Here is a 19,113-nt window from a genome sequence, read left to right as displayed (position 1 = left end):
AGGGGGCCGCGTGACCACTCCCGGGCCGGGCGAGGAGCGGGGCCTGAGAGCCGACCCGCTCGGCGACCTCCCGAACGACTTCGAGGCCTTCTTCACCCGAGAGAACTCCGGCTACCTCCGCTACGCCCAGCAGCGCCTGCGGCACCGTGAGGACGCCCAGGACGCCGTCCAGAACGCCGGTACCACGCTCTACAAGAACTGGCGCCGGGCCCTGGCCAGCCCCGATCCGCAGGCCTTCGCCTTCAAGATCGTCAAGGACGCGGTGGTGGACGTGCTGCGCGAGCGCCGCCGCATCGAACGCAGACGGCTGCGGGTGATCGCCCAGCGCCGTCCCGACACCAGCCAGGACGAGTTGGACGAGCTCGCCGAGCTGGACGCCCTGGACTGGGCGATGGAGGAACTCGCGCGGGCCGCCCCGGTCCAGGCCGACGTGGTCCGGCTGCGCCAGGCGGGACTGTCGTACCACGACATCGGGCGCTCCCTCGGCATCGCGCACACCACCGCCCGCACCTACTACAGCCTCGGGCGGCGCCACCTGGAGTACCTGCTGGAGCACCCGGACGACGGCGGGGCGCGGACATGAGGATCGTGGACCTGCTGCGCGCGCACGCCGTCGAGCTGGACCGGGAGCTCGACGACCACGATCCGGTGGACTTCACGCGCCGACTGGCCGAGCGGCTCGCCGCCGCCCGACGGCCCGCCCCGACCGTGCGCGAACGTCCCGCCAGGCCGCCCGCCGGCGCCCGTCCGCCGCACGCTCCGCTCTCGGGGCCGAGCCCGGGAACGGCGGCGGGGGCGGGCTGCGGACTCGGTGCGGGGGCGGCGGGCGCCGGCTCCGGCCCGGGATCGGGCGCCGGCCCCGCTGCGGTCCCGGGGCAGCCCCGGTGGGCCGGGGGGCGGGCGGAGCTGCGGCGCGACCTGCGGCACCTGTGCGCGGGGGTCGCGGGCGCGGTGGAGCCGGGGGAACTGGCCCTGGACCTCGAACTCGCCGAGAAGACCGCCTTCCGCACCCTCGGCTGCCTGCTGTACGGCATGGGCCGCACGGCGGACGGCGTCTTCTGGTGGCGGATAGCCGCCCAGTACGGGGACCAGCTGGCCGTGCACTGCCTGGCGGTGCACTACACCGCCGAGGGCGAGCGGCGTGACGCGGCCCGCTGGGCCGCCCAGGCCCAGGACCTCAGCGCCCCCGGCCGGTTGCCGGACCTCGCGCCCGACGTCCGGCCGGGCGGCGCGGCGGAACTGGCGCGGGTGCTGGCGGAGCACTACGACGGCGAGATCCTGCTGACGGTGCGGGAGGCGGTGGCGGCGCGGCAGGCGGCCGACCCCGGACGGTTGGGGGTACGGGCGGTGCGGGGGCGCGGGGTGGTACGGATCCGGTGAGGGGGTGGCGGGGGCGGGAAGGATCGGCTGGGCGGAGCGGGCCGGGCAGGAGGGTTCACGCGCAGGTCATGTGAGACCGGAGACGGCGGCGCCCAGGTACTCGGCCCCGAGCAGCAGCGGGACGACGGTCATGATCGCCGCGTTGTGCGTGGCCGTCCAGGCGCGCCACTCGCCGAGGGCGTGCCGCGTGCGGTCGTCGGCCCGGAGGTGGACCGCGAGCGGCAGCAGGGTACCCAGCGAGCCGAGCAGCACCAGCACGGCGGCGGCCGCCGCCTTTCCCCCGCCACCGGTCGGGGCGGCGGCGATGGAAGCGGCCCCGCCGATGGCCGGAACCAGTGTCTTCGGGTGGGCCACCACCAGGACCACGGCGAGCCCGGCGGCCCGAGCGGCGGTCAGCCGGTCGATCGAGAGCAGCCAGACCGGCGGCGCGGTGACCCGGCCGGGCCGTGGCCGTTGACGCCACTGCCGGGCGGCCAGCAGGAGGAGTACGGCGCCGAGCGCGAGCTTCAGCCAGGACGGCCACGTCGGCGTGGCCTCGGCGCGGTTCAGCGCGGTGCCCGCCGCCACGACGGCGGCCGTCACCGCCGCCAGGCCCAGCAGCCAGCCGACCGTGAACGCGATCCCGTTGGCCCGGCCGCGAGGCGAGGCGAGGATCAGCAGGACGGCGATCAGCGGAAGCGGGCTGAGCGCGACCGCTACCGCGGAGGCCAGCATCGGGCCGATCGCCTCACCCATCCCCGGACCTGCCTTCCCGCCGCCGGGCGCCCGTCCGCCATTCAGCTACCGACCGGCGGGCGGCGCACGGCCGGTGCCGCCGTTCGGGTGAGCGCGGGGTGAGCGGCGGGCGGGCGAGACGAGGGTGGACGGCAGTGGGGCCGGGCGGGATGGGGCCGGGCGGGATGGGGGCGGGACGGCGGAGGGCCGCCGCACCGCTTGGGTGCGACGGCCCTCCGCGGGCACGAGGTGCGTCAGTCGGTGCCGGACTCGATCGCCGCGTGGTCGAGCGCGGTGGAGTCCTCCTCGTCACCGGTGCCGGCGGCGATGGGGGTTGCACCACCCGGGGCGAGCTCACCGATCAGACCGCTCCACGGAGCCAGCTGGCCGTGCACCGCGTACTGCTCCAGCTTGCTGCGCGAGTCGGCGATGTCGAGGTTGCGCATGGTCAGCTGACCGATGCGGTCGTCCGGGACGAACGCGGCGTCGACACTGCGCTCCATCGACAGCTTCTCGGGGTGGTAGCTGAAGTTGGGGCCCTGGGTGTCGATGACGGAGTAGTCCTGGCCGCGCCGCAGCCGCAGGGTGACGCTGCCGGTGACCGGGTGGCCGATCCAGCGCTGGATGCTGTCCCGGAGCATCAGCGACTGCGGGTCGAACCAGCGGCCCTCGTAGAGCAGCCGGCCGAGCCGCCGACCCTGGGTGTGGTAGGTGGCGAGGGTGTCCTCGTTGTGGATGGCGTTGAGCAGCCGCTCGTAGGCGATGTGCAGCAGCGCCATGCCGGGGGCCTCGTAGATGCCACGGCTCTTGGCCTCGATGATGCGGTTCTCGATCTGGTCCGACATGCCCAGACCGTGCCGTCCGCCGATGGTGTTGGCCTCGTGGACCAGGTCGACGGCGCTGGCGAACTCCTGGCCGTTGATCCGGACCGGGCGGCCGAACTCGAACTCGACCGTGACGTCCTCGGTCTGGATCTCGACCGCGGGATCCCAGAAGGCGACGCCCATGATCGGGCTGACGATCTCCAGAGAGGCGTCCAGGTACTCCAGCCGCTTGGCCTCGTGGGTGGCACCCCAGATGTTGGCGTCGGTGGAGTAGGCCTTCTCGGCGGAGTCCCGGTAGGGGAGGTCCCGCTCGGCGAGCCACTCGGACATCTCCTTGCGGCCGCCGAGCTGGTCGACGAACGCCTGGTCCAGCCACGGCTTGTAGATCCGCAGGTTGGGGTTGGCGAGCAGGCCGTAGCGGTAGAACCGCTCGATGTCGTTGCCCTTGTAGGTGGAGCCGTCGCCCCAGATGGAAACGCCGTCCTCCTGCATGGCGCGAACCAGCAGGGTGCCGGTCACGGCACGGCCGAGCGGGGTGGTGTTGAAGTACGTCTGCCCGGCGGAGCGGATGTGGAAGGCGCCGCAGGCGAGGGCGGCCAGGCCCTCCTCGACCAGCGCCGCCCGGCAGTCGACCAGCCGGGCCTGCTCGGCGCCGTACGCGCGGCCCCGGGCCGGGACGTCGGCGAGGTTCGGCTCGTCGTACTGGCCGATGTCGGCCGTGTAGGCGTAGGGGAAGGCACCGTGCTCGCGCATCCACGCGACGGCGACGGAGGTGTCCAACCCACCGGAGAATGCGATGCCGATCCGTTCACCGACCGGCAGCTTGCTCAAGACCTTCGACATGGATGCACCCTTGACCCGCGTGGAGCGGGCCCCTGATCTAGCGATGTGTGACGGGATTCGGCGTAATCGATCCGATGCCCGAACTCTGGCATACATTTGCAGAGCAATGCAAGAGCATGCGGAATCCTGGTCGGCTGCGGAGCCTCGACCGGTCGGCGTCTGCCGGTCGCCGGTTCCGCCAACTCGCGCGAATCGTCCGTCGGTTGTCGTGGATCGGGAGGTGGGCGCGGGCGCAGTGGGACCGCGCGGAGCGCGATGAGGCAGTCGCCGCCGGCGCACCGGCCGCAGGTCCTCGCGGTGAGCAGTTGGGCGTAGCCGGTGGTGAGCAGGTCGGGTGGCGGCTCCCGGATCCCGGCTCCCGCGCGCCGGGTGCCGGGAGGCGGCGGAGTCGGGCGGGGGCGAGGGTGAGGGGGGAGGAGCGGCGAGGAGGCGTCGATGGCCGGCAGCACCGCCAGGGGTTCCGAGACCCACCGGCGGCCCCGGTGGGGTCATCCCACCCGCGCGGCGTGGGCCTACGTCCGGCGCGCGCCGGGCACCTACGTCTGGCTGGCGATCCTGCTCGTCACCACCCAGGTGATCCGCCACGTCGATCCGGCGACCGCCGACCACATCCTGGAGCGGCGTTCGACCAACCTCCACCACCTCCAGATCTCACCGGTCCGCGTCCTGCTGACCAGCGCCCTGTGGATCGCGGGCGGCGGCTGGCCGTTCTACTTCCTGCTGTACAACCTCTTCCACGTGCCCGCCGAACGGTGGCTCGGCACCCTGCGGTGGATCTCGGTGGCGGCGCTCGCGCACATCGGCGCCACCTACCTCAGTGAGGGTGTGCTCGGCTGGGCGATCCACCGTGGGCTGGCCCCGCCGAGAGCCGTCTACACCCTGGACTACGGCGTCAGCTACGCGCTGGCCGGCGTGGTCGCGGTCCTCACCTATCTGATCGCGCGGCCCTGGCGGTACCTGTACGCGGCGGGGGTGCTGCTGGTCTACGGACTGGGCGTGCAGCAGAGCCGGGACTACACCAGCGTCGGCCACCTCAGTGCGGCGCTGATCGGATTCGCCTGCTATCCGCTGACCAGGGACCGCCCGGGCTCCTTCGACCCGGTCGTCTCGGCCCGAACGCTCTGGCGACGCGCCCGGGGGCGGTGACCGGTGGCTGGTGACGGGGCGCCGACTGTTCGAAGCCGTAAGGCGATTACCGCCTACGTGTCGTATACGCCTACCCCGGCCCGGTCGGGCCCAGCAGGCAGACGCCCTGTTTCCGCCGAGTGCGCGCGACCGCGCGACAGGCTCCACGAGTCGGCCCGCCGCCCGGTGTTGGGCACCAACCCGGTCACCACCCGGCAACCCGCCGGCACCTGCCACCGCTGCCCGGCCGCTCCTCGTTGAGCGTGCCGGGCAGCGGCGCCGCCTCCGAAGAACGCGGCGCGGTGGGTGAGATGGGCGGTGTACCGAGGTGCCGGGCCGGCCGACGGACGGGTTCCGGGGAACGCCCGCCGGCCGGCCCGGCCGGCGGGACGGCTACTGGTCGACCCGCTGGGCCACGCAGATGATGTTGCCCTCGCTGTCCTTGAACCAGGCCGCGCGCATGCCCTCGCCCTCGGCGACGCCGTTGACGGTCTGCAGACCGGGGAAGTCGTACTCCTCGAAGGTGATGCCGCGGCCGCGGAGGGCAGCCATCTCGCCGTCGAGGTCGGTGACCTTGAAGCTGGCGAGGGTGTGGGCGGCCTGTCCGCCGCTGGGCGTGCGGTAGACGGTGAACTGGGTGCCGCCGCTGTCGCAGGCGAACTCCTCCTCACCTTCCTCGGTGAGCTTGAGGCCGAGGGTGTCGGTGTAGAAGGCCTTGGCGCGGGCGAGATCGGTGGCGGGGATGACCGCTTGCAGTGGAGCGTCTCCAAGCATGGTGTTTCGCCTCCTCCTTCTCACCAGGCTAGGGACGTGCGGGCCGTGTCGCCCGGTGGGCGTGCGGCTGCTTCGGGCCGTGTGCGGCAGGTCGCGTGGAGTCATGCGGGGGCCAGCCTCCAGAGCGAGGTGACCTCGGCGGCGCGGGCGGCGCGGAGGAGGGGGTCGGCCCCTTCGGGGGTGGTGGCACGGGGGTGGCGGGGGACGGTGTCAAGGCGGCCGGTGACGCGCAGACCGGCTCCGGCGACGGCGTCGAGCAGGTCGGCGCGGGACCTCAGGCCGAGGTGTTCGGCGAGGTCGGAGAGGACGAGCCAGCCCTCGCCGCCGGACAGCAGGCGGCCGGCCAGAGCGTCGAGGAAGCCGTGGAGCATACGGCTGTCGAGGTCGTAGACCCCCTCGTCGAGGGCGGAGCTCGGTCGGCCGGGCAACCACGGAGGATTGCACACGACCAGGGCGGCCCGGTCGTGGCCGGGCGGGTAGAGCCCGGTGCCGGCGGTCTCGATGCGGCGGGCGAGGCCGAGCCGGTGGGCGTTGTCGTGGGCGCAGGCGAGGGCGCGCGGGTTGGCGTCGGTGACCAGGACCTTGCGCAGGCCGCGCCGGGCGAGGAGCGCGGCGAGCACGCCCGTGCCGGTGCCGAGGTCGTAGGCGGTGGAGTGGGTCCGGGCGGCCGGCGGCAACGGCGCCCGGGCGACGAGGTCGACGTACTCGCCGCGGACGGGTGAGAAGACCCCGTAGTGCGGGTGGATGCGGGCGCCGAGGGCCGGGACCTCGACGCCCCTGCGGCGCCACTGGTGGGCGCCGATCACCCCGAGGAGTTCGCGCAGGGACACGATTCTGTTGTCAAGGAGCGGTCCGTAGGCCGCCAGGCAGGCCTCTCGGACGTCGGGCGCCCGGTGGAGCCGGACGCGGTGATCCGCACCGAGCGGTACCAGCAGCATGCCCAGGACGCGCGCGAGGCGGGCGCGCTCCCGTCGGTGCCGGCGGAAGGCCTCGGAGGGTGAGGCGGGTGCGGATCGGGGCCGGCGCCGCTCGGCACGGCGGCGCATGGCGTGCAGGAGGTGGAGCGCGCCGGGGTAGTCGCCCTGCCAGAGCAGGGCGGTGCCCTCGCAGGCCAACCGGTAGGCGGCCTCGGCGGGAAGGGTGTCGTCGGCGGCGATCAGGCGACGCGGCGGGGGCGTGCCGTTCTCGCTGTGCCAGGGTGCGGGCAGGGCGAAGAGGGTGGGCAGGGTGACGGTACTGGGCCGGTGGGTGTCGGACACCGGGGCTCCTCGTGGTCGAACGTGCAAGGGGGCACGAAGAGCACTTCGACGAGGAGTGAGCAGCAGGCGCGTCGGGCGACGGCGCCGCCGGGACGGCGGGCGCGGGCGTCAGGCCGGGTGCGGCTCACGCGTCGAAGCGCGAGCCGGGGTGTCACCGAGTACGAGGCCCGGCACGACCGCGAGCCGTATGCCACTGATCATCTGCGGGCCTCCCTTCCGAACGAGCTGGTCCTGCGCGGTTGTTCGTACGCTTTCACACAGAGTGGCCGGTAGGCAACCGATTTATCACCGCCCCCCTGGCCAGCCGTGCGGCACGCGCTCCAGCACTCCCGCCCCGAACAGCTCGTACAGCGGCAGGGTCTCCAGGTGGACGTAGCCGATGTGACAGTCGCAGACCGGCAACGGGCAGGCGCGCGGCCCGAGTTGGGTGCGGTAGCTGCCGTCGTAGAGGTTGCCGAGGACGTCGCGGACGAAGTGGCAGCGGCGTACGGTGCCGTCGCCGTCCACCGACAGCACGGACTCCCCGGTGCGGCACGGCAGCCCGGCACTGGGATGGGCGTGCCGGCTGTAGCCGAAGTGCGGATCGAGGGCCGTCCATTGGGCGGCTTCGGCGTCCGTGTAGTCGAGGCCCTCGGCGGCGTTGACCCACAGGTAGACGTCCCCCGCGAGTTCGGCGCGCAGCCGACGGGCCTCCGCGAGGTGCTCGGGTTGGCCGACCACGCCCACGCTGTAGCGCACGCCGAGTGCGTCCAGCTCGCGGCACTTGGCGAGGAACCGGTCGCGGGAGACCTGGCCGGGGTGGAAGGTGACCCAGAGGGCGAGGGCGTCGAGGTCCGCGTCGGCGAGCCAGCCCGTGCGGCAGCTGAGGTTGGTCTGGATCGCGACGCGGCGGACGTGCGGCAGGAGGCTCAGCTCGACCAGGGCGCGGCGGTACCAGGACCGCACCAGACCCTCGCCCCACGGGGTGAACAGCAGTGACAGGGTGTCGCCGGTGCCCGCGCGCCCGGCGGCCCAGCCGGTGAAGCGCTCCAAGGCGGCCCGGTCGGCCCGCAGCTGCTCGGGGCTGTCGCGCCGCTTGGCGAACGGGCAGTAGGGGCAGTCGTAGTCGCAGGACGCGAGCGGCCCGCGGTAGAGCAGGGTGAGGTGCCGCGCGCCGTCCTCCGGCAGCGGTGGGCCGGAGGGCATGCCGAGGAAGGTCATTTCGCCTCGTACGCCGCCATCAGGGCCCCGACCTCGGGCGAGAAGAGCATCGGCCCGACGGCGTCGGAGTGCGCCAGCCCCTCCGGGCTGAGCCGCAGGTACTCCGGGTCGCCCCCGGCGAGCCAGCCGCGCTCGGCGAACTCGGCCAGCTCCGCCGGGAAGTCCTCGGCCGGTGAACCGCCGAACCGGGCTCGGTAGTCCGCCAGCGGCAGGCCCTCGGCCTGGAGCAGCGACTGCAGCAGGTGGCGCCGGCGCGGCTCCGCGCCGCCCATCCAGTGGCCCACCTCGGCCCGGTGGAAGTCCTCGGTGGCGACGTAGTCGTCGATGATGCCGCGCACCTCGGTGGCGTTCACCGCGTAGTCGAAGGAGTAGTGCAGCCGCGAGGTGTAGGAGCGGGCGCCGCAGCCCAGGCCGACCATGCCGTCGGTCTGGCAGGCGTACTCGCCCGCCCCGGCCTGCGGGGAGGCCGCGCGGCGGAACATCCGCATCGACACCTGCTGGTAGCCGTGGGCGAGCAGGTGGTCGCGGCCGGCCCGGTAGAGCGCGAGCCGGCGCGCGTCCCAGGCGGGCCGGCTCTCCTGCTCGCCGCGCCGGGCCAGGCCGGTCAGCGGGCGGACGTACAGCGGGTAGAGGTACAGCTCCTCGGGCTGCCAGGCGAGCGCGGTGTCCAGCGAGCGGAGCCAGCTGCTCTCCGTCTGGCCGTCGATGCCGTAGATGAGGTCGATGTTGAGCACCGGGAACCCGGCCGCGCGGATCCGGCCGAGGGCGGCCTCCACTTCGGCCCGCTTCTGCGGGCGCACGGCGGAACGCGCCTCGGCGTCGTCGAAGGACTGCACGCCCAGGCTCAGCCGGGTGGTGCCCCGGGCGGCCAGCACCTCCAGCCGGTCGGCGGTCGCGGTGGCGGGTGAGGCCTCCACCGAGAGCGGTACCGCCTGCAGGTCGGCGCCCATCCGCCGCTCGGCGATGTCGCACAGCCGCTCCAGCTCACCGGCCGTCAGATAGGTGGGCGTGCCGCCGCCGAACGCGGCCAGCGCGAACCGGGCGCCCTCGTCCAGCGCCGAGCGCACCGCCGTGGCCTGCCGGTCCAGGGCGTCCAGGTAGGCCGTGGTCAGGCCGTCGGGGCTGCCGATCCGGGTGAACAGGTTGCAGAAGCCGCAGCGGACCTCGCAGAACGGGATGTGCAGGTAGAGCGAGAGCGCGTGCTGGGCCTCGCCTGCCCACAGCTCGCGCAGCGGCGGGCGCTCGGGCAGCGGGCGGTACGCCGTCTTGTGCGGGTACGCGTAGACGTACGACTGGTACGGCGAGTCCGGGCGCGGGGGTGCGGTGGTCATGCGCGCTCCTTGGAGGTCGCGGGGGCGTCCGCCGCTCGGGCGGGGAGGGTGAAGTGCGCGTACGGGACCGTCCAGACCACCTCGTGGCCGATCCGGTGCCCGGTGTAGCCGTCCTCGCCGTAGGCGGTGCCGTGGTCGGAGCAGACGACCGCGAAGCAGGGACGGCGGGTGCTCATCGCGGCGAACAGCCGGCCGATGTGCGCGTCCACGTACTCCAGGGCGGCGGCGTGACTGGCCCGGGAGTCCCCGTGCTCGCGGGTGGCGCCCGGCAGGTGGAACCAGTTCGGCTGGTGCAGCGCCGAGACGTTCAGGAAGAGGAACAGCGGCTGGTCGGCGGACTGTTCGGCGGCGACCCGCTCGGCCCGGGCGACCTGCTCCTCGAAGGACGTCGGCGAGGCCACGCCCAGCTCGGGCGCCCAGTGGCTCTCCTGGAAGAGGCCGGGCAGCACCGAGCCCAGCGGGCCCTGCTTGTTGAAGAACCCGACGCCGCCGACGCACACCGTGCGGTACCCGGCCGCGGCCAGCGCCGTCGGCAGGTCGGGGGCGTCGAACACCCAGGTGCGCGGGGCGGTGCTCTCGGAGCCGGCGAAGCGGGCCGCGAACAGGCGCGGATGCGGACCGTCCGGGGTGGCCGGCGTCGGCAGGAAACCGGCCAGGATCGCCTGGTGGGAGGCGTAGGTGAAGCTGCCGGGTGCGTGCCGGCGCTCCCAGCGGCCGCCGGGCAGGACGGCGGCGAGGTTCGGGATGCGGCCGGCGGCGGCCAGCTCCTCGGCGACGTCGAAGCGGAGGGTGTCGAGGGTGACGAGGAGGAGGTCGTGGGTACCGACGACGGCGTTCATGTCGGGGGCCGGGAGGGTGGTCCGGTGGTTCATCGAGCGGGTTCCGTGATCTGGTGGTCCGTCGCCGCGGACGACGACGGGGAATGAGTGGTGAGCGCGGCGAGCTGGGCGCCGTAGGTGTCGAGGCCCTCGGCGGGGCCGTCGGGCAGGCCGGTGAGGTTGGGGAGCAGGTCACCGAAGGCGTTGACCTCGCCGACCAGGGCGCGCCGCCAGCCGGCCGTGGGCAGCACGTCGACCCCGACCATCGGCGAGCCGGGGAAGCAGGCCGCCGCGCGCTCGGCCGTCTCCAGCAGGGCCGGCCAGGCCGGCCCTGCGGCCTGACGGACCTGGTCGACGCTGCCCCGGGCGCCGCCGAGGTGCAGGTTGGTCATCGGCTGGGCGCTGGTGCGCACCACGGCGTGGGTGGCCCGGCCGGCGACCACCACCACCCGCAGGTCCGCGGAGCGTCCGGACTGCGAGGCCTTCGGGATCCACTGCTCGACGTGCAGCCCGTCCGGTGCCAGGCCGTCGACGATCGCGGCGACCTCCCGCTCGCTGCGGTAGCGGCGCACCCGCAGCGAGTTGTGCAGCCGGCCGTCGGCCAGTTCCACCGAGGTGGTGGCCTGCAGCCGGCCGTGCGGCCCGAACTCCAGGGCCATCACCCCGGAGGCGGAAGAGCCGTGCGCGGGCTTGACGAAGACCCGGTGCAGGCCGGCCTCGGCGAGGCGCTCGCGCAGGTGCTCCCAGCCGGTGACCTCGCCGCCGAGCGCCCTGGGCACCGGCACCCCGGCCCCGGCGAGCAGCGCGTGCGCCCGGCGCTTGTCGAACATCACGGCGACCTCCTCCGGATCGCCGAGCAGCCGTACCCCGGGCCGGGCGGCCAGCGCGCGCAGCGCGGCCATGACCCCCGCGTACCAGACGGCCGTGCCCTCGACCCTGGTCGGCGCGTAGCCGGGGCCGAGCGCCGGGCCGCGCAGCAGGCGGTCGACCTCCGGCTCCTCGCCGGGTGACTCGATGCGCAGCAGTCCGCCCTCGGGCAGCCGGTACCGGCCGCGCAGCACGTCCAGCCAGGGCAGCACGGCGGGCTCCGGCAGCCCGGCGGCCCGGGCGGCGGCGGCGAACAGTGTCACCCGCCGGTGCCCGGGGTTGCCGAGGACGGTCAGCCGCAAAGTCATCGCCTCCGCCGCCCGCCTACTCGGCGACCGAGACGTAGCGGTCGTCCTCGTCGTCCATGGCACCCTCGGCCTCGTCGAGGTCGACCTCGACACCCGGCAGGGCAGCGCTCAGCCGCTCCATCATCGCGTCGCTCAGGTAGTGGTGGTGCAGGTCGAGGGAGCGCAGGTGGGTGAGCGGCTGGCCCTCCAACAGGGCGGTGGCACCCTCGTCGGAGAGCATGCCCATGGAGAGGTCGAGCGACTCCAGCCGGGCCACCACCGGGGCGTGGGCGACGGCGGCGGCGATCTCGTCCTGGAGTTCGCTGTTGGCCAGCCCGAGGTGGCGCAGCTTCGGCAGTCGGGAGCCGTCCAGGAACGGTGCGAGGTCGTCCAGCGACGCGTCACCGCCGTACTCGTCCACACCGAGCCAGAGGCTCAGGCGCTCCAGCGCGGGCAGTTCGGAGCCGGCCACCGCGCGGACCACGGTGGCCGGAAGGCCGCCGGACTCGAAGCGCAGGCTGGTCAAGCGGTCGTGCCGCACCGGCTCCAGGGCGAGGTCCATGCCGCCGCGCACGGCCAGCGACCTCAGCCCGGGGAAGGCGGTCAGCAGCGGCGTGACGTCGTCCATCTCCAGCCAGGAGATCTCGCACTCGTCGAAGGTCACCTCGCCGAGGAACAGCGCCTCCAGCGCGGGCAGGCGCGGCGCTGCGGCGGTGATGGCCTCGATCACGGGGTGGACGGACGTGTAGCCGTCCTGCCACCAGGCGCCGACCACCACGGCGCGCACGCCGGCCGGGTCGACCCTCTCCAGGAACGACTGCCAGAGCTGGACGAAGTCCTGCTCGGAGCCGTACTCGAGGGACAGCCGCCAGGCGACGGCGCCCGCGTCGGGACGCGGCCGGTCGTCGGGCGTGAACTCGTGGATCGGCAGCTCGTGGAAGCGTTCCAGGTGGCGGGAGACGGCCATGTCGGATCCTGGTGGGTCGAGTGGTCGGACGGGTGGACGGTGCGGGTCGCTCTGGGTGGTGCGGGAGGTGACGGCTACTCGGCCACGGCCACGTAGCGCCACTGGTCGCCGGGCTTGCCGGGCTGGGAGAGGTCGACCTCCACCCCGGCCAGGGCCTGGCGCAGGCGCTGCCGCACCTCCTCGGTGATGTAGTGGTGGTGGAGGTCGAGGGAGCGCAGGTGGGTGAGCGGCTGGCCCTCCAGCAGGGCGGTGGCGCCCTGGTCGGTCAGCACGCCCATGGAGAGGTTGAGCGACTCCAGCCGGGCGACGACGGGCGCGTGCGCCACGGCGGCCGCGATGTCGTCCTGGAACTCGCTGTTCTGCAGGCCGAGGTGGCGCAGCGCGGGGAAGCGGGTGCCGTCCAGGAAGGGCGTCAAGTCGGCCATCGTCGCGTCGCCGCCGTAGTTCTCCACGCCGAGCCAGAGCTCCAGCCGCTCCAGGGCCGGGAAGTCGCAGCCCGCCACCGAGCGCACGACCGAGCCCGGCAGCCCGCCGGCCTCGAAGCGCAGCGCCTTGAGATCCTCGTGCCGCAGCGGCTCCAACGCCAGACCGCCGTTGCCGTCCCAGTCCTCGGACGCGCCGCGCACCACCAGCTCGGCCAGCCGCGGGAAGGCCGTCAGCAGCGGCGTGATGTCGCACTGCTGGATCCAGGAGATCTCGCACTCCTCGTAGGTGATGTCGCCGACGAACAGGGCGCGCAGCGCGGGCAGCCGGTCGGCGGCGGCGATGATCGCCTCCATCGGCTCCTGGAAGCCGTCCGGCTCCTCCGGCGCCCACTGGCCGATCACCAGGGCGGTGACCCGCTCGGTGTCGACGGCGTCGAGGAACTGCTCCCAGCGCTCGACGAACGTCGCCTCGGACTCGTAGTCGAGCTTGATCCGCCAGGCGACCGACGCGGCGTCGGGCAGCCGGACGGCGCCGGATCCGCCCTTCTCGGCGGCCTCCTCCAAGGCCTCCACGAAGTCGAAGACGGGAAGACCGTGGAACCGCTCGACGTGGGCGTTGACACTCATGCGCTGCTCCCTCTGGGGTCTGGACCGAACAACTGTCTACCAGCAGGGACTGACAATCCGGTGGCCGGGTCGCCGCCCGGGCGCGTTGTCAGACCCTTGCCCTATGTTCGGGTCCTGGCTCCGGAGAGTGACCGCGGCAGGTGCGGCGGAGCCGTGGGTTCCGGCGTCCGCCGGGGTCCGGCCGTACGGCGAGGGAGGACTGATGTACCGCCAGGGCGATGTACTGATAGTGCCGGTCGAGGAGGACGCGGTCCCGCCGCGGGTGGCCGAACTGGCCGTGCAGCCCCGGGACGCGCGGGGTCGGATGGTGCTCGCGCTCGGCGAGGTCACCGGGCACGCCCACGCCGTGGTCGGCCCCGGCGAGCTGCGCCGCGAGACCGGGCCGTTCGGCGCGGGCTGGCTGCACCTGCCCGAGGGCGGCCGGGTGGTGCACGAGGAGCACGCCGCGATACCGCTGCCCCGGGGCTGGTACCGGGTGGTCCGCCAGCGCGAGTACGTGCCGGGCGCGGTGCGGGTGGTGGCGGACTGACGACGGCTCCGCCCGCCGTGCGGGGGTCGGCGGGCGGGTGCGGACACGACGGCACGGCGCGGCCGGGGCCGAGGCACGGAACGGGAACGGACGGCCGGGTGGGGAGCCCGGCCGGGAACGGAGCAGGGATGGAGACGGTTTTCCACCACGAGGTCCACGCCGACCGGACGGAGGCACCGGCGCTGCCCGGGCCGGCCGAGGTCACGGCCCGCTGGCGGGCGGCCGCGGCCGCCACCGGGGCCGCCGACCGGGCGGCGGCCGAGCGCGCCGTCCGGGCCGCGTACCGGGCGGCCGGGCTGCCCGAGCCCGCGGCCGTCCGCTGGTTCGGCTCGCCGCTCGCCGCGACCGAGGCGGCGCTGGCGCTGCGGGCCGCCGGTGCGGAGAGCGTGCGCGAGGCCGTGCGCACCGGGCCGTGGGAGGAGGCCAGGCGACGGGCCGTCGAACAGGTCGGTGCCGTGGGGTGGGCGGGCCACTGGGCGCTGACCGGCGGTGAGCTCGGCCCGGTCACCACCGCGCTCGCCGACCGGCTGCGCAACGCGGTGCTCGACCGGCTCGCCCCCGAGGCCGACCGGGAGGAGGACGCGGCCGTGGCCGAGGACGCCCGGGCCCGGCGCACCACCGTCCGGCTCGCCCTGCTGGACGCCGTGCGCGGTCAGCACGACGCGCCGTGGTTCGCCGCCTTCGAGGCCGCCGGGCCGAGCGCCGACGCCGTCGCACCGCTCGCCGAGCTGGCCCGGGAGGTCGGCTGGTGGTGGCCGTACCGGGACGTCGCGCTGCTCAGCGAGCGGCCGACCGCCCTGCACCGCGACGAGGCCGGACGGCTCGACCGGGCGGACGGCCCGGCGCTGGAGTACGCCGACGGCTTCGCGCTGCACGCCTGGCGCGGCATGCCCGTGCCGGCCGAGTTCCTGGCCGGCCTCGCCGGGGTGACGGCCGAGCGGATCCGCACCGAGGAGAACGCCGAACTGCGCCGCGTCCTGCTGGAGCACTACGGCTACGAGCGCTACCTGGCCGACTCCGGCGCCGAGCCCGTCCACCGCGACGAGACCGGGGTGCTGTGGCGGATCGTCCTGCCCGACGACGAGCCGGTGGTGATGGTCGAGGTGGTCAACTCCACCCCCGAGCCGGACGGCACCCACCGCACCTACTGGCTGCGCGTCCCGCCGAGCACCCGCACCGCGCGAGCCGGGGTCGCCTGGACCTTCGGCATACCCGAGAGCGCCTACCACCCGCAGCGCGAGACCTGACCGGGGTGCCTCCCGGCATCCGGAGCAGGCCCCCGGGCTGCGCGTGTTGACCCTCACCCCACGTCAGGCCGCACGGTGGGGCGCAGTGAACGCACGGATGATCGGAGGGACGCATGAGCTGGTCGGTGGGCCAGGTCTCCGGCTTCGCCGGAGTCACGATCCGGACCCTGCACTACTACGACCGGTCCGGTCTGCTCTCGCCCAGTGAGCGCAGCCCGGCCGGCTACCGGCTCTACAACGGCGCGGACCTCGCCAAGCTCCAGCAGATCCTCTTCTACCGGGAACTCGGCTTCCCGCTCGACGAGATCGCCGACATCCTGGCGGATTCGCAGGCCAACGCGCTCGACCACCTGCTGGCGAGACGACAGGCCCTGACCGAGCAGATCGGCCGCCTGCAGAAGCTGGTCGTCGTCGCCGAGCGGGCCATCGAGGTGCAGCGCACCGGGGTCGAGCTGACCCCGGAGGAGCGCTTCGAGGTCTTCGGGGACGTGGTCTTCGACCTCAGCTACGCGGCCGACGCCCACCTCAACTGGGGCGAGCGGGACAGCCACCAGGAGGCCCTGGCCCGCGCCGCCACCCACTCCAAGGAGGACTGGCAGCAGCTGATGGCGGAGGCGGCGGAGTGGCGGGTCCGGCTGCTGGAGGCCTTCGACGAGGGGCTGCCGGTCGACCACCGGACGGTGCTCGACCTCGCCGAGGAGCACCGGCAGCACATCACCCGGTGGTTCACGCCCTGCCCGCCGGAGATGCACGGCCGGATCGCCGACGACTACGAGGCGGACGCCCGCGCCTTCGCCCTCGTCGTCCCGCCGGCCGAGCAACGCCCCGGCCTGGCCGGCTACCTCCGCGCGGCCGTCGGCGCCAACGCCGAACGGCAGGAAGCCGAACGGCGCGACACCGAGCAGCAAGACGCCGAGCGGCGCGGCACTGAGCAGCAGGACGCCGAGCGGCACAACGAGAGCGACGTCGCCGGGGTGACCCGATGAGGATCCTCGTCACGGCCGCCGGATCGCACGGCGACGTCGCCCCCTACACCGGTCTCGGGGCGCGGCTGCGCGACGCGGGGCACGAGGTCGCGCTCGCGGCGCCCGAGGCCTTCCGCGGGCTGGTCGCCGACAGCGGCCTCGACTTCCGCCCGCTCCCGGTTGACCCGCGCGGGGCGGGCAGCGGACTGGCCGGTGGGCGCTCCGAACTGCTCGCACGGGCCGCGGTGTTCATCGGGCAGCTCGGCGACGCGCTCGCGGACGCTGCCGTACCCGGAGCCGATCTGCTCCTGCTCAGCACCACCACCGCACCGCTGGGCTGGCACCTCGCGGAGGCGATGGAGGTCCCCGGCATGGGGGTCTACCTGCAACCCACGCTGCCGACGCGGGAGTTCCCTCCGGTCGTCGGGGGCGGCCGCTCGCTCGGAAGCTGGGGCAACCGGGCGGCGGGGGCGCTCGGTCAGCGGGTCGTCGACCGTCTGCACGCGGAGGCCGCACGCCGGTTGCGGTCGCGGCTGGGCCTTCCGGCGATCTCCCAGACCGCGCGACGGCGGGCCGTGGAGCGGGCGAACTGGCCGGTGCTGCACGGCTTCAGTCCGACCGTCGTGCCGCGCCCGACCGACTGGCGGGAGGGGCTGCGGGTGGTCGGCAACTGGTGGCCGCACGTGGCGGAGGACTACTGCCTCCCGGCCGAGGTCGAGGACTTCCTCCGGGCCGGGCCGCCGCCGGTGTTCATCGGCTTCGGCAGCATGGCGGCGGGCCAGGGCCGGCGGCTGAGCGCCCTGGCGGTGGAGGCCCTGCGGTGGGCGGGCGTCCGGGGCATGGTGCAGGCCGGCTGGGCCGGGATCGCCGGCGAGGGCGACGACGTGCTGACGGTCGGCGAACTGCCGCACGCCCGGCTGTTCCCGCACATGGCGGCCGTCGTCCACCACGCGGGCGCGGGCACGGCGGCTGCGGCACTGCGCGCGGGCGTGCCGAGCGTCCCGGTGCCGGTGACGGCGGACCAGCCGTTCTGGGCCGAGCGACTCACCCGGCTCGGTGCCGCCACCGCTCCGATTCCTTTCGCCGGCCTGACCGCCGACCGGCTGGCGGAGGCCGTCCGTCAGACCGTCGAGGGGCGGCGGCTGCGGGAACGGGCGCAGGAGGCGGCCCGCGCGATGGCGAAGGAGGACGGCGCGGGCCTGGTCGCGGAGGCGGTGATGGCAATGGGCCGGTAGGGGAGGAGGGGAGCGGCCCGCTGAGGCCTTCAGCGAGGGTCCGCTCCAGCCAGTCGGGCACCGTGGTGCTGCGGAGCTGCTGCGCCATGGGGCGCAGTGGTCGCCGGCGCCTTTGGCGACGGTGAGGACGGTGTGCCGTTCGGGGACAGCGGAGGAGGTGGTTTCGGCGGGCTCGGCTGATCCAGCGGCCCGGTGATCGCGGGTCGGTCCGTTCCGGTCAGGCCCGCAGGCCGTGGCGCTTGGTGTACACGAGGTGGAAGAGGAGCAGCGGCGCGGCGATCACCGGCCAGCTCAGGTTCATGGCGGCCGGGGCGGCGTCGACCGGAAGGAGGTAGGCGAAGGCGACTTGGGCGACGGCGTTGAGCAGGCTGGCGGCGCCCCAGGCCAGGGTGAGCACCCGGAGGCCGCGGCGGAACGCGGCGTCCTGCTCCCAGCGGGCCTCCCAGGCGCGCAGTCCGTCCTCGCCCGTCTTGGCCCGTACGAAGTTGCGGAAGACCACCATCAGGGCCGGGCGGCCGTAGCCGACGGAGGCCAGCAGCCAGACGCCGAGGAGTCCGCCCAGCATGCCCGTCCAGGCTTCGCGGATCAGCAGGGTACGCGGGTCGCCGGTGAGCGCGGAGAGCACCACACCGAGGAGGATCATGCTCAGGACCAGCAGGGCCAGGAAGTCGACGCGACGGGTGCGGACCAGCCGTACGACCACGGTGACGGCGGGTACGGCGGCGGACCAGAGCAGGCACCACCACTGGTCCAGGCCCGCCGCGCGCAGCCCGTAGTAGACGGCGAGCGGCAGGCCGAGGTCGATCAGCAGGGGTAACAGCACGGCGGTTCGGCGTGGGGTGGCGTGGACGGTCACTTCGCCTCCTCGTTCCTGGTCGCGAGCGCGAAGAGGGTGACCAGCTCGCGCCCGTAGGCGCGGGCGTCGAAGTCGTCCCCGGTGGACAGCCGGTTGGCGGCCGCGTCGATCGAGGCGCGGATCGCCGTGGCCATCGCCCCGGCGTCGAACGGTCGGAAGTCACCGCTGAGCTGCCCGTCCCGTAGGTGCTGCACCAGCAGCGCCACGGGGGTGTCGAAGCCCGCCGAGCTGACCAGCGGGCTTCCGTCCTCCCGGCGGGCGTTGGCGAGGACGTCCACCAGCGCGCGCACCTCGACCGGGTGCTCCGCCAGGAACTCCAGGTTCGCCTCGATGTAGGCGGCCAGTTGTGCGGCCGGTCCGGTACGCGCGTGGATGCGCGGCTGCATGAAGGTCCGCGCCGCCTCCTGGACGGTGTCGACGAGGGCCTGGAAGAGGTCCTCCTTGTCCTGGAAGTGGTACGAGATCAGCCGCACGCTGGAGAGCCTCGCCCGCTTGGCGATCTGGGCGAACGAGGCACGGGCGTAGCCGAGTTCGGCGACGGTCTCGATCGTGGCGGCGACGATCTGGGTGCGCCGCGCATCGGTGGTGACGCTCCGGCCGGAGCCGCGGCCGGCCTGGGGAGGGGCCGGGGCCGGGTCAGGTTTTACTCGCATGAGTAAAAATTAACATGCATCGGCAAAATTGTGGGTGCGAAGAGCCGCGCCCACGGCAGTCAAGACGTCAAGGCGTCAGGAGGTCGGGAGGCTAGGCCGTGTCTCATAATTGATCTTGTGGTGGGTCGAGGAGAGATAACGGATGCCGCGTGGGCTCGGATAGAGCCGTTGTTGCCGCAGCGGGACG

The 19,113-nt window shown here is 74.1% G+C and carries 19 protein-coding genes; 7 read left to right on the top strand and 12 right to left on the bottom strand.

Translation table 11 applies throughout. From position 1 onward, the window contains the following. Window positions 1–10 precede the first annotated feature (10 nt). Window positions 11–583: an RNA polymerase sigma factor gene (locus tag ACFY0X_RS13560; RefSeq protein WP_387753282.1), complete on the top strand. Its 573-nt coding sequence runs from the start codon at window positions 11–13 to the stop codon at window positions 581–583. Then, entirely contained in the window at window positions 580–1,380 is an 801-nt protein-coding gene (locus ACFY0X_RS13555) for a hypothetical protein (protein WP_387753279.1), read from the top strand. Before ACFY0X_RS13560 ends, ACFY0X_RS13555 begins: the two co-directional genes overlap by 4 nt. A gap of 66 nt (window positions 1,381–1,446) precedes the next feature. Here ACFY0X_RS13555 and ACFY0X_RS13550 read toward each other — a convergent pair whose 3' ends face one another. Continuing rightward, on the bottom strand, window positions 1,447–2,115 hold the full coding sequence (locus tag ACFY0X_RS13550; RefSeq protein ID WP_387753276.1) for a GAP family protein: 669 nt from the start codon (window positions 2,113–2,115) through the stop codon (window positions 1,447–1,449). A 233-nt stretch (window positions 2,116–2,348) separates the two neighbouring features. Next, a complete protein-coding gene (gene argG / locus ACFY0X_RS13545; RefSeq protein ID WP_387753273.1) occupies window positions 2,349–3,761 on the bottom strand; it encodes an argininosuccinate synthase in 1,413 nt (470 codons plus the stop codon). Window positions 3,762–4,196: 435 nt separating this feature from the next. On the opposite strand from argG, the gene ACFY0X_RS13540 reads away from it, so the two are divergent. Continuing rightward, on the top strand, window positions 4,197–4,907 hold the full coding sequence (locus ACFY0X_RS13540) for a rhomboid-like protein (RefSeq protein WP_387753270.1): 711 nt from the start codon (window positions 4,197–4,199) through the stop codon (window positions 4,905–4,907). Between the two features lie 372 nt (window positions 4,908–5,279). Here the strand turns inward: ACFY0X_RS13540 and ACFY0X_RS13535 are convergent, their stop codons facing one another. The 8 genes from ACFY0X_RS13535 to ACFY0X_RS13500 all read right to left on the bottom strand — a co-directional run bounded on the left by ACFY0X_RS13535 (window position 5,280) and on the right by ACFY0X_RS13500 (window position 13,441). Then, window positions 5,280–5,660, bottom strand: coding sequence for a VOC family protein (locus tag ACFY0X_RS13535; protein ID WP_387753267.1), 381 nt, complete (start codon window positions 5,658–5,660; stop codon window positions 5,280–5,282). Between the two features lie 101 nt (window positions 5,661–5,761). Then, window positions 5,762–6,919 (bottom strand): methyltransferase, encoded by a 1,158-nt coding sequence (locus tag ACFY0X_RS13530; RefSeq protein WP_387753264.1) that lies wholly within the window; start codon window positions 6,917–6,919, stop codon window positions 5,762–5,764. A 285-nt stretch (window positions 6,920–7,204) separates the two neighbouring features. Then, window positions 7,205–8,104 (bottom strand): STM4011 family radical SAM protein, encoded by a 900-nt coding sequence (locus ACFY0X_RS13525; RefSeq protein ID WP_387753262.1) that lies wholly within the window; start codon window positions 8,102–8,104, stop codon window positions 7,205–7,207. 11 nt (window positions 8,105–8,115) lie between these two features. Beyond that, window positions 8,116–9,450, bottom strand: a complete 1,335-nt coding sequence (locus ACFY0X_RS13520; RefSeq protein WP_387753259.1) for an STM4012 family radical SAM protein — start codon at window positions 9,448–9,450, stop codon at window positions 8,116–8,118. After that, complete coding sequence (locus ACFY0X_RS13515; protein WP_387754047.1) at window positions 9,447–10,289, bottom strand: STM4013/SEN3800 family hydrolase; 843 nt, start codon at window positions 10,287–10,289, stop codon at window positions 9,447–9,449. Before ACFY0X_RS13515 ends, ACFY0X_RS13520 begins: the two co-directional genes overlap by 4 nt. Before the next feature lie 29 nt (window positions 10,290–10,318). Then, window positions 10,319–11,443 carry an STM4014 family protein gene (locus ACFY0X_RS13510; RefSeq protein ID WP_387753256.1) on the bottom strand — a complete coding sequence of 375 codons (1,125 nt, stop codon included), beginning with the start codon at window positions 11,441–11,443 and terminating at the stop codon, window positions 10,319–10,321. A gap of 16 nt (window positions 11,444–11,459) precedes the next feature. Further along, on the bottom strand, window positions 11,460–12,389 hold the full coding sequence (locus ACFY0X_RS13505) for an STM4015 family protein (protein WP_387753253.1): 930 nt from the start codon (window positions 12,387–12,389) through the stop codon (window positions 11,460–11,462). A gap of 74 nt (window positions 12,390–12,463) precedes the next feature. Continuing rightward, entirely contained in the window at window positions 12,464–13,441 is a 978-nt protein-coding gene (locus ACFY0X_RS13500) for an STM4015 family protein (RefSeq protein ID WP_387753250.1), read from the bottom strand. 202 nt (window positions 13,442–13,643) lie between these two features. Between ACFY0X_RS13500 and ACFY0X_RS13495 the strand changes: the two genes are divergently transcribed. The 4 genes from ACFY0X_RS13495 (at window position 13,644) to ACFY0X_RS13480 (ending at window position 17,417) form a co-directional block, all read left to right on the top strand. After that, window positions 13,644–13,970, top strand: coding sequence for a hypothetical protein (locus ACFY0X_RS13495; RefSeq protein WP_387753247.1), 327 nt, complete (start codon window positions 13,644–13,646; stop codon window positions 13,968–13,970). Window positions 13,971–14,098: 128 nt separating this feature from the next. Beyond that, complete coding sequence (locus ACFY0X_RS13490) at window positions 14,099–15,217, top strand: DUF6745 domain-containing protein (RefSeq protein WP_387753244.1); 1,119 nt, start codon at window positions 14,099–14,101, stop codon at window positions 15,215–15,217. 113 nt (window positions 15,218–15,330) lie between these two features. Continuing rightward, window positions 15,331–16,203 carry a MerR family transcriptional regulator gene (locus ACFY0X_RS13485; protein ID WP_387753241.1) on the top strand — a complete coding sequence of 291 codons (873 nt, stop codon included), beginning with the start codon at window positions 15,331–15,333 and terminating at the stop codon, window positions 16,201–16,203. Next, the gene (locus ACFY0X_RS13480) at window positions 16,200–17,417 is read left to right on the top strand and encodes a glycosyltransferase (protein WP_387753238.1); all 1,218 of its coding nucleotides are present in this window, start codon (window positions 16,200–16,202) and stop codon (window positions 17,415–17,417) included. The genes ACFY0X_RS13485 and ACFY0X_RS13480 overlap by 4 nt, the downstream gene beginning before the upstream one ends. 217 nt (window positions 17,418–17,634) lie before the next feature. Here the strand turns inward: ACFY0X_RS13480 and ACFY0X_RS13475 are convergent, their stop codons facing one another. After that, window positions 17,635–18,240, bottom strand: a complete 606-nt coding sequence (locus tag ACFY0X_RS13475) for a VC0807 family protein (RefSeq protein ID WP_387753236.1) — start codon at window positions 18,238–18,240, stop codon at window positions 17,635–17,637. 29 nt (window positions 18,241–18,269) lie between these two features. Beyond that, a complete protein-coding gene (locus ACFY0X_RS13470; protein ID WP_387753234.1) occupies window positions 18,270–18,926 on the bottom strand; it encodes a TetR/AcrR family transcriptional regulator in 657 nt (218 codons plus the stop codon). Window positions 18,927–19,113: the final 187 nt, after the last annotated feature.

The sequence above is a fragment of the Kitasatospora sp. NPDC001547 genome, from assembly GCF_042894165.1.
Taxonomy (GTDB): Bacteria; Actinomycetota; Actinomycetes; order Streptomycetales; family Streptomycetaceae; genus Kitasatospora.
Note: the sequence above shows the minus strand (reverse complement) of the source record. Positions and strands in the feature narration are given on the sequence as shown.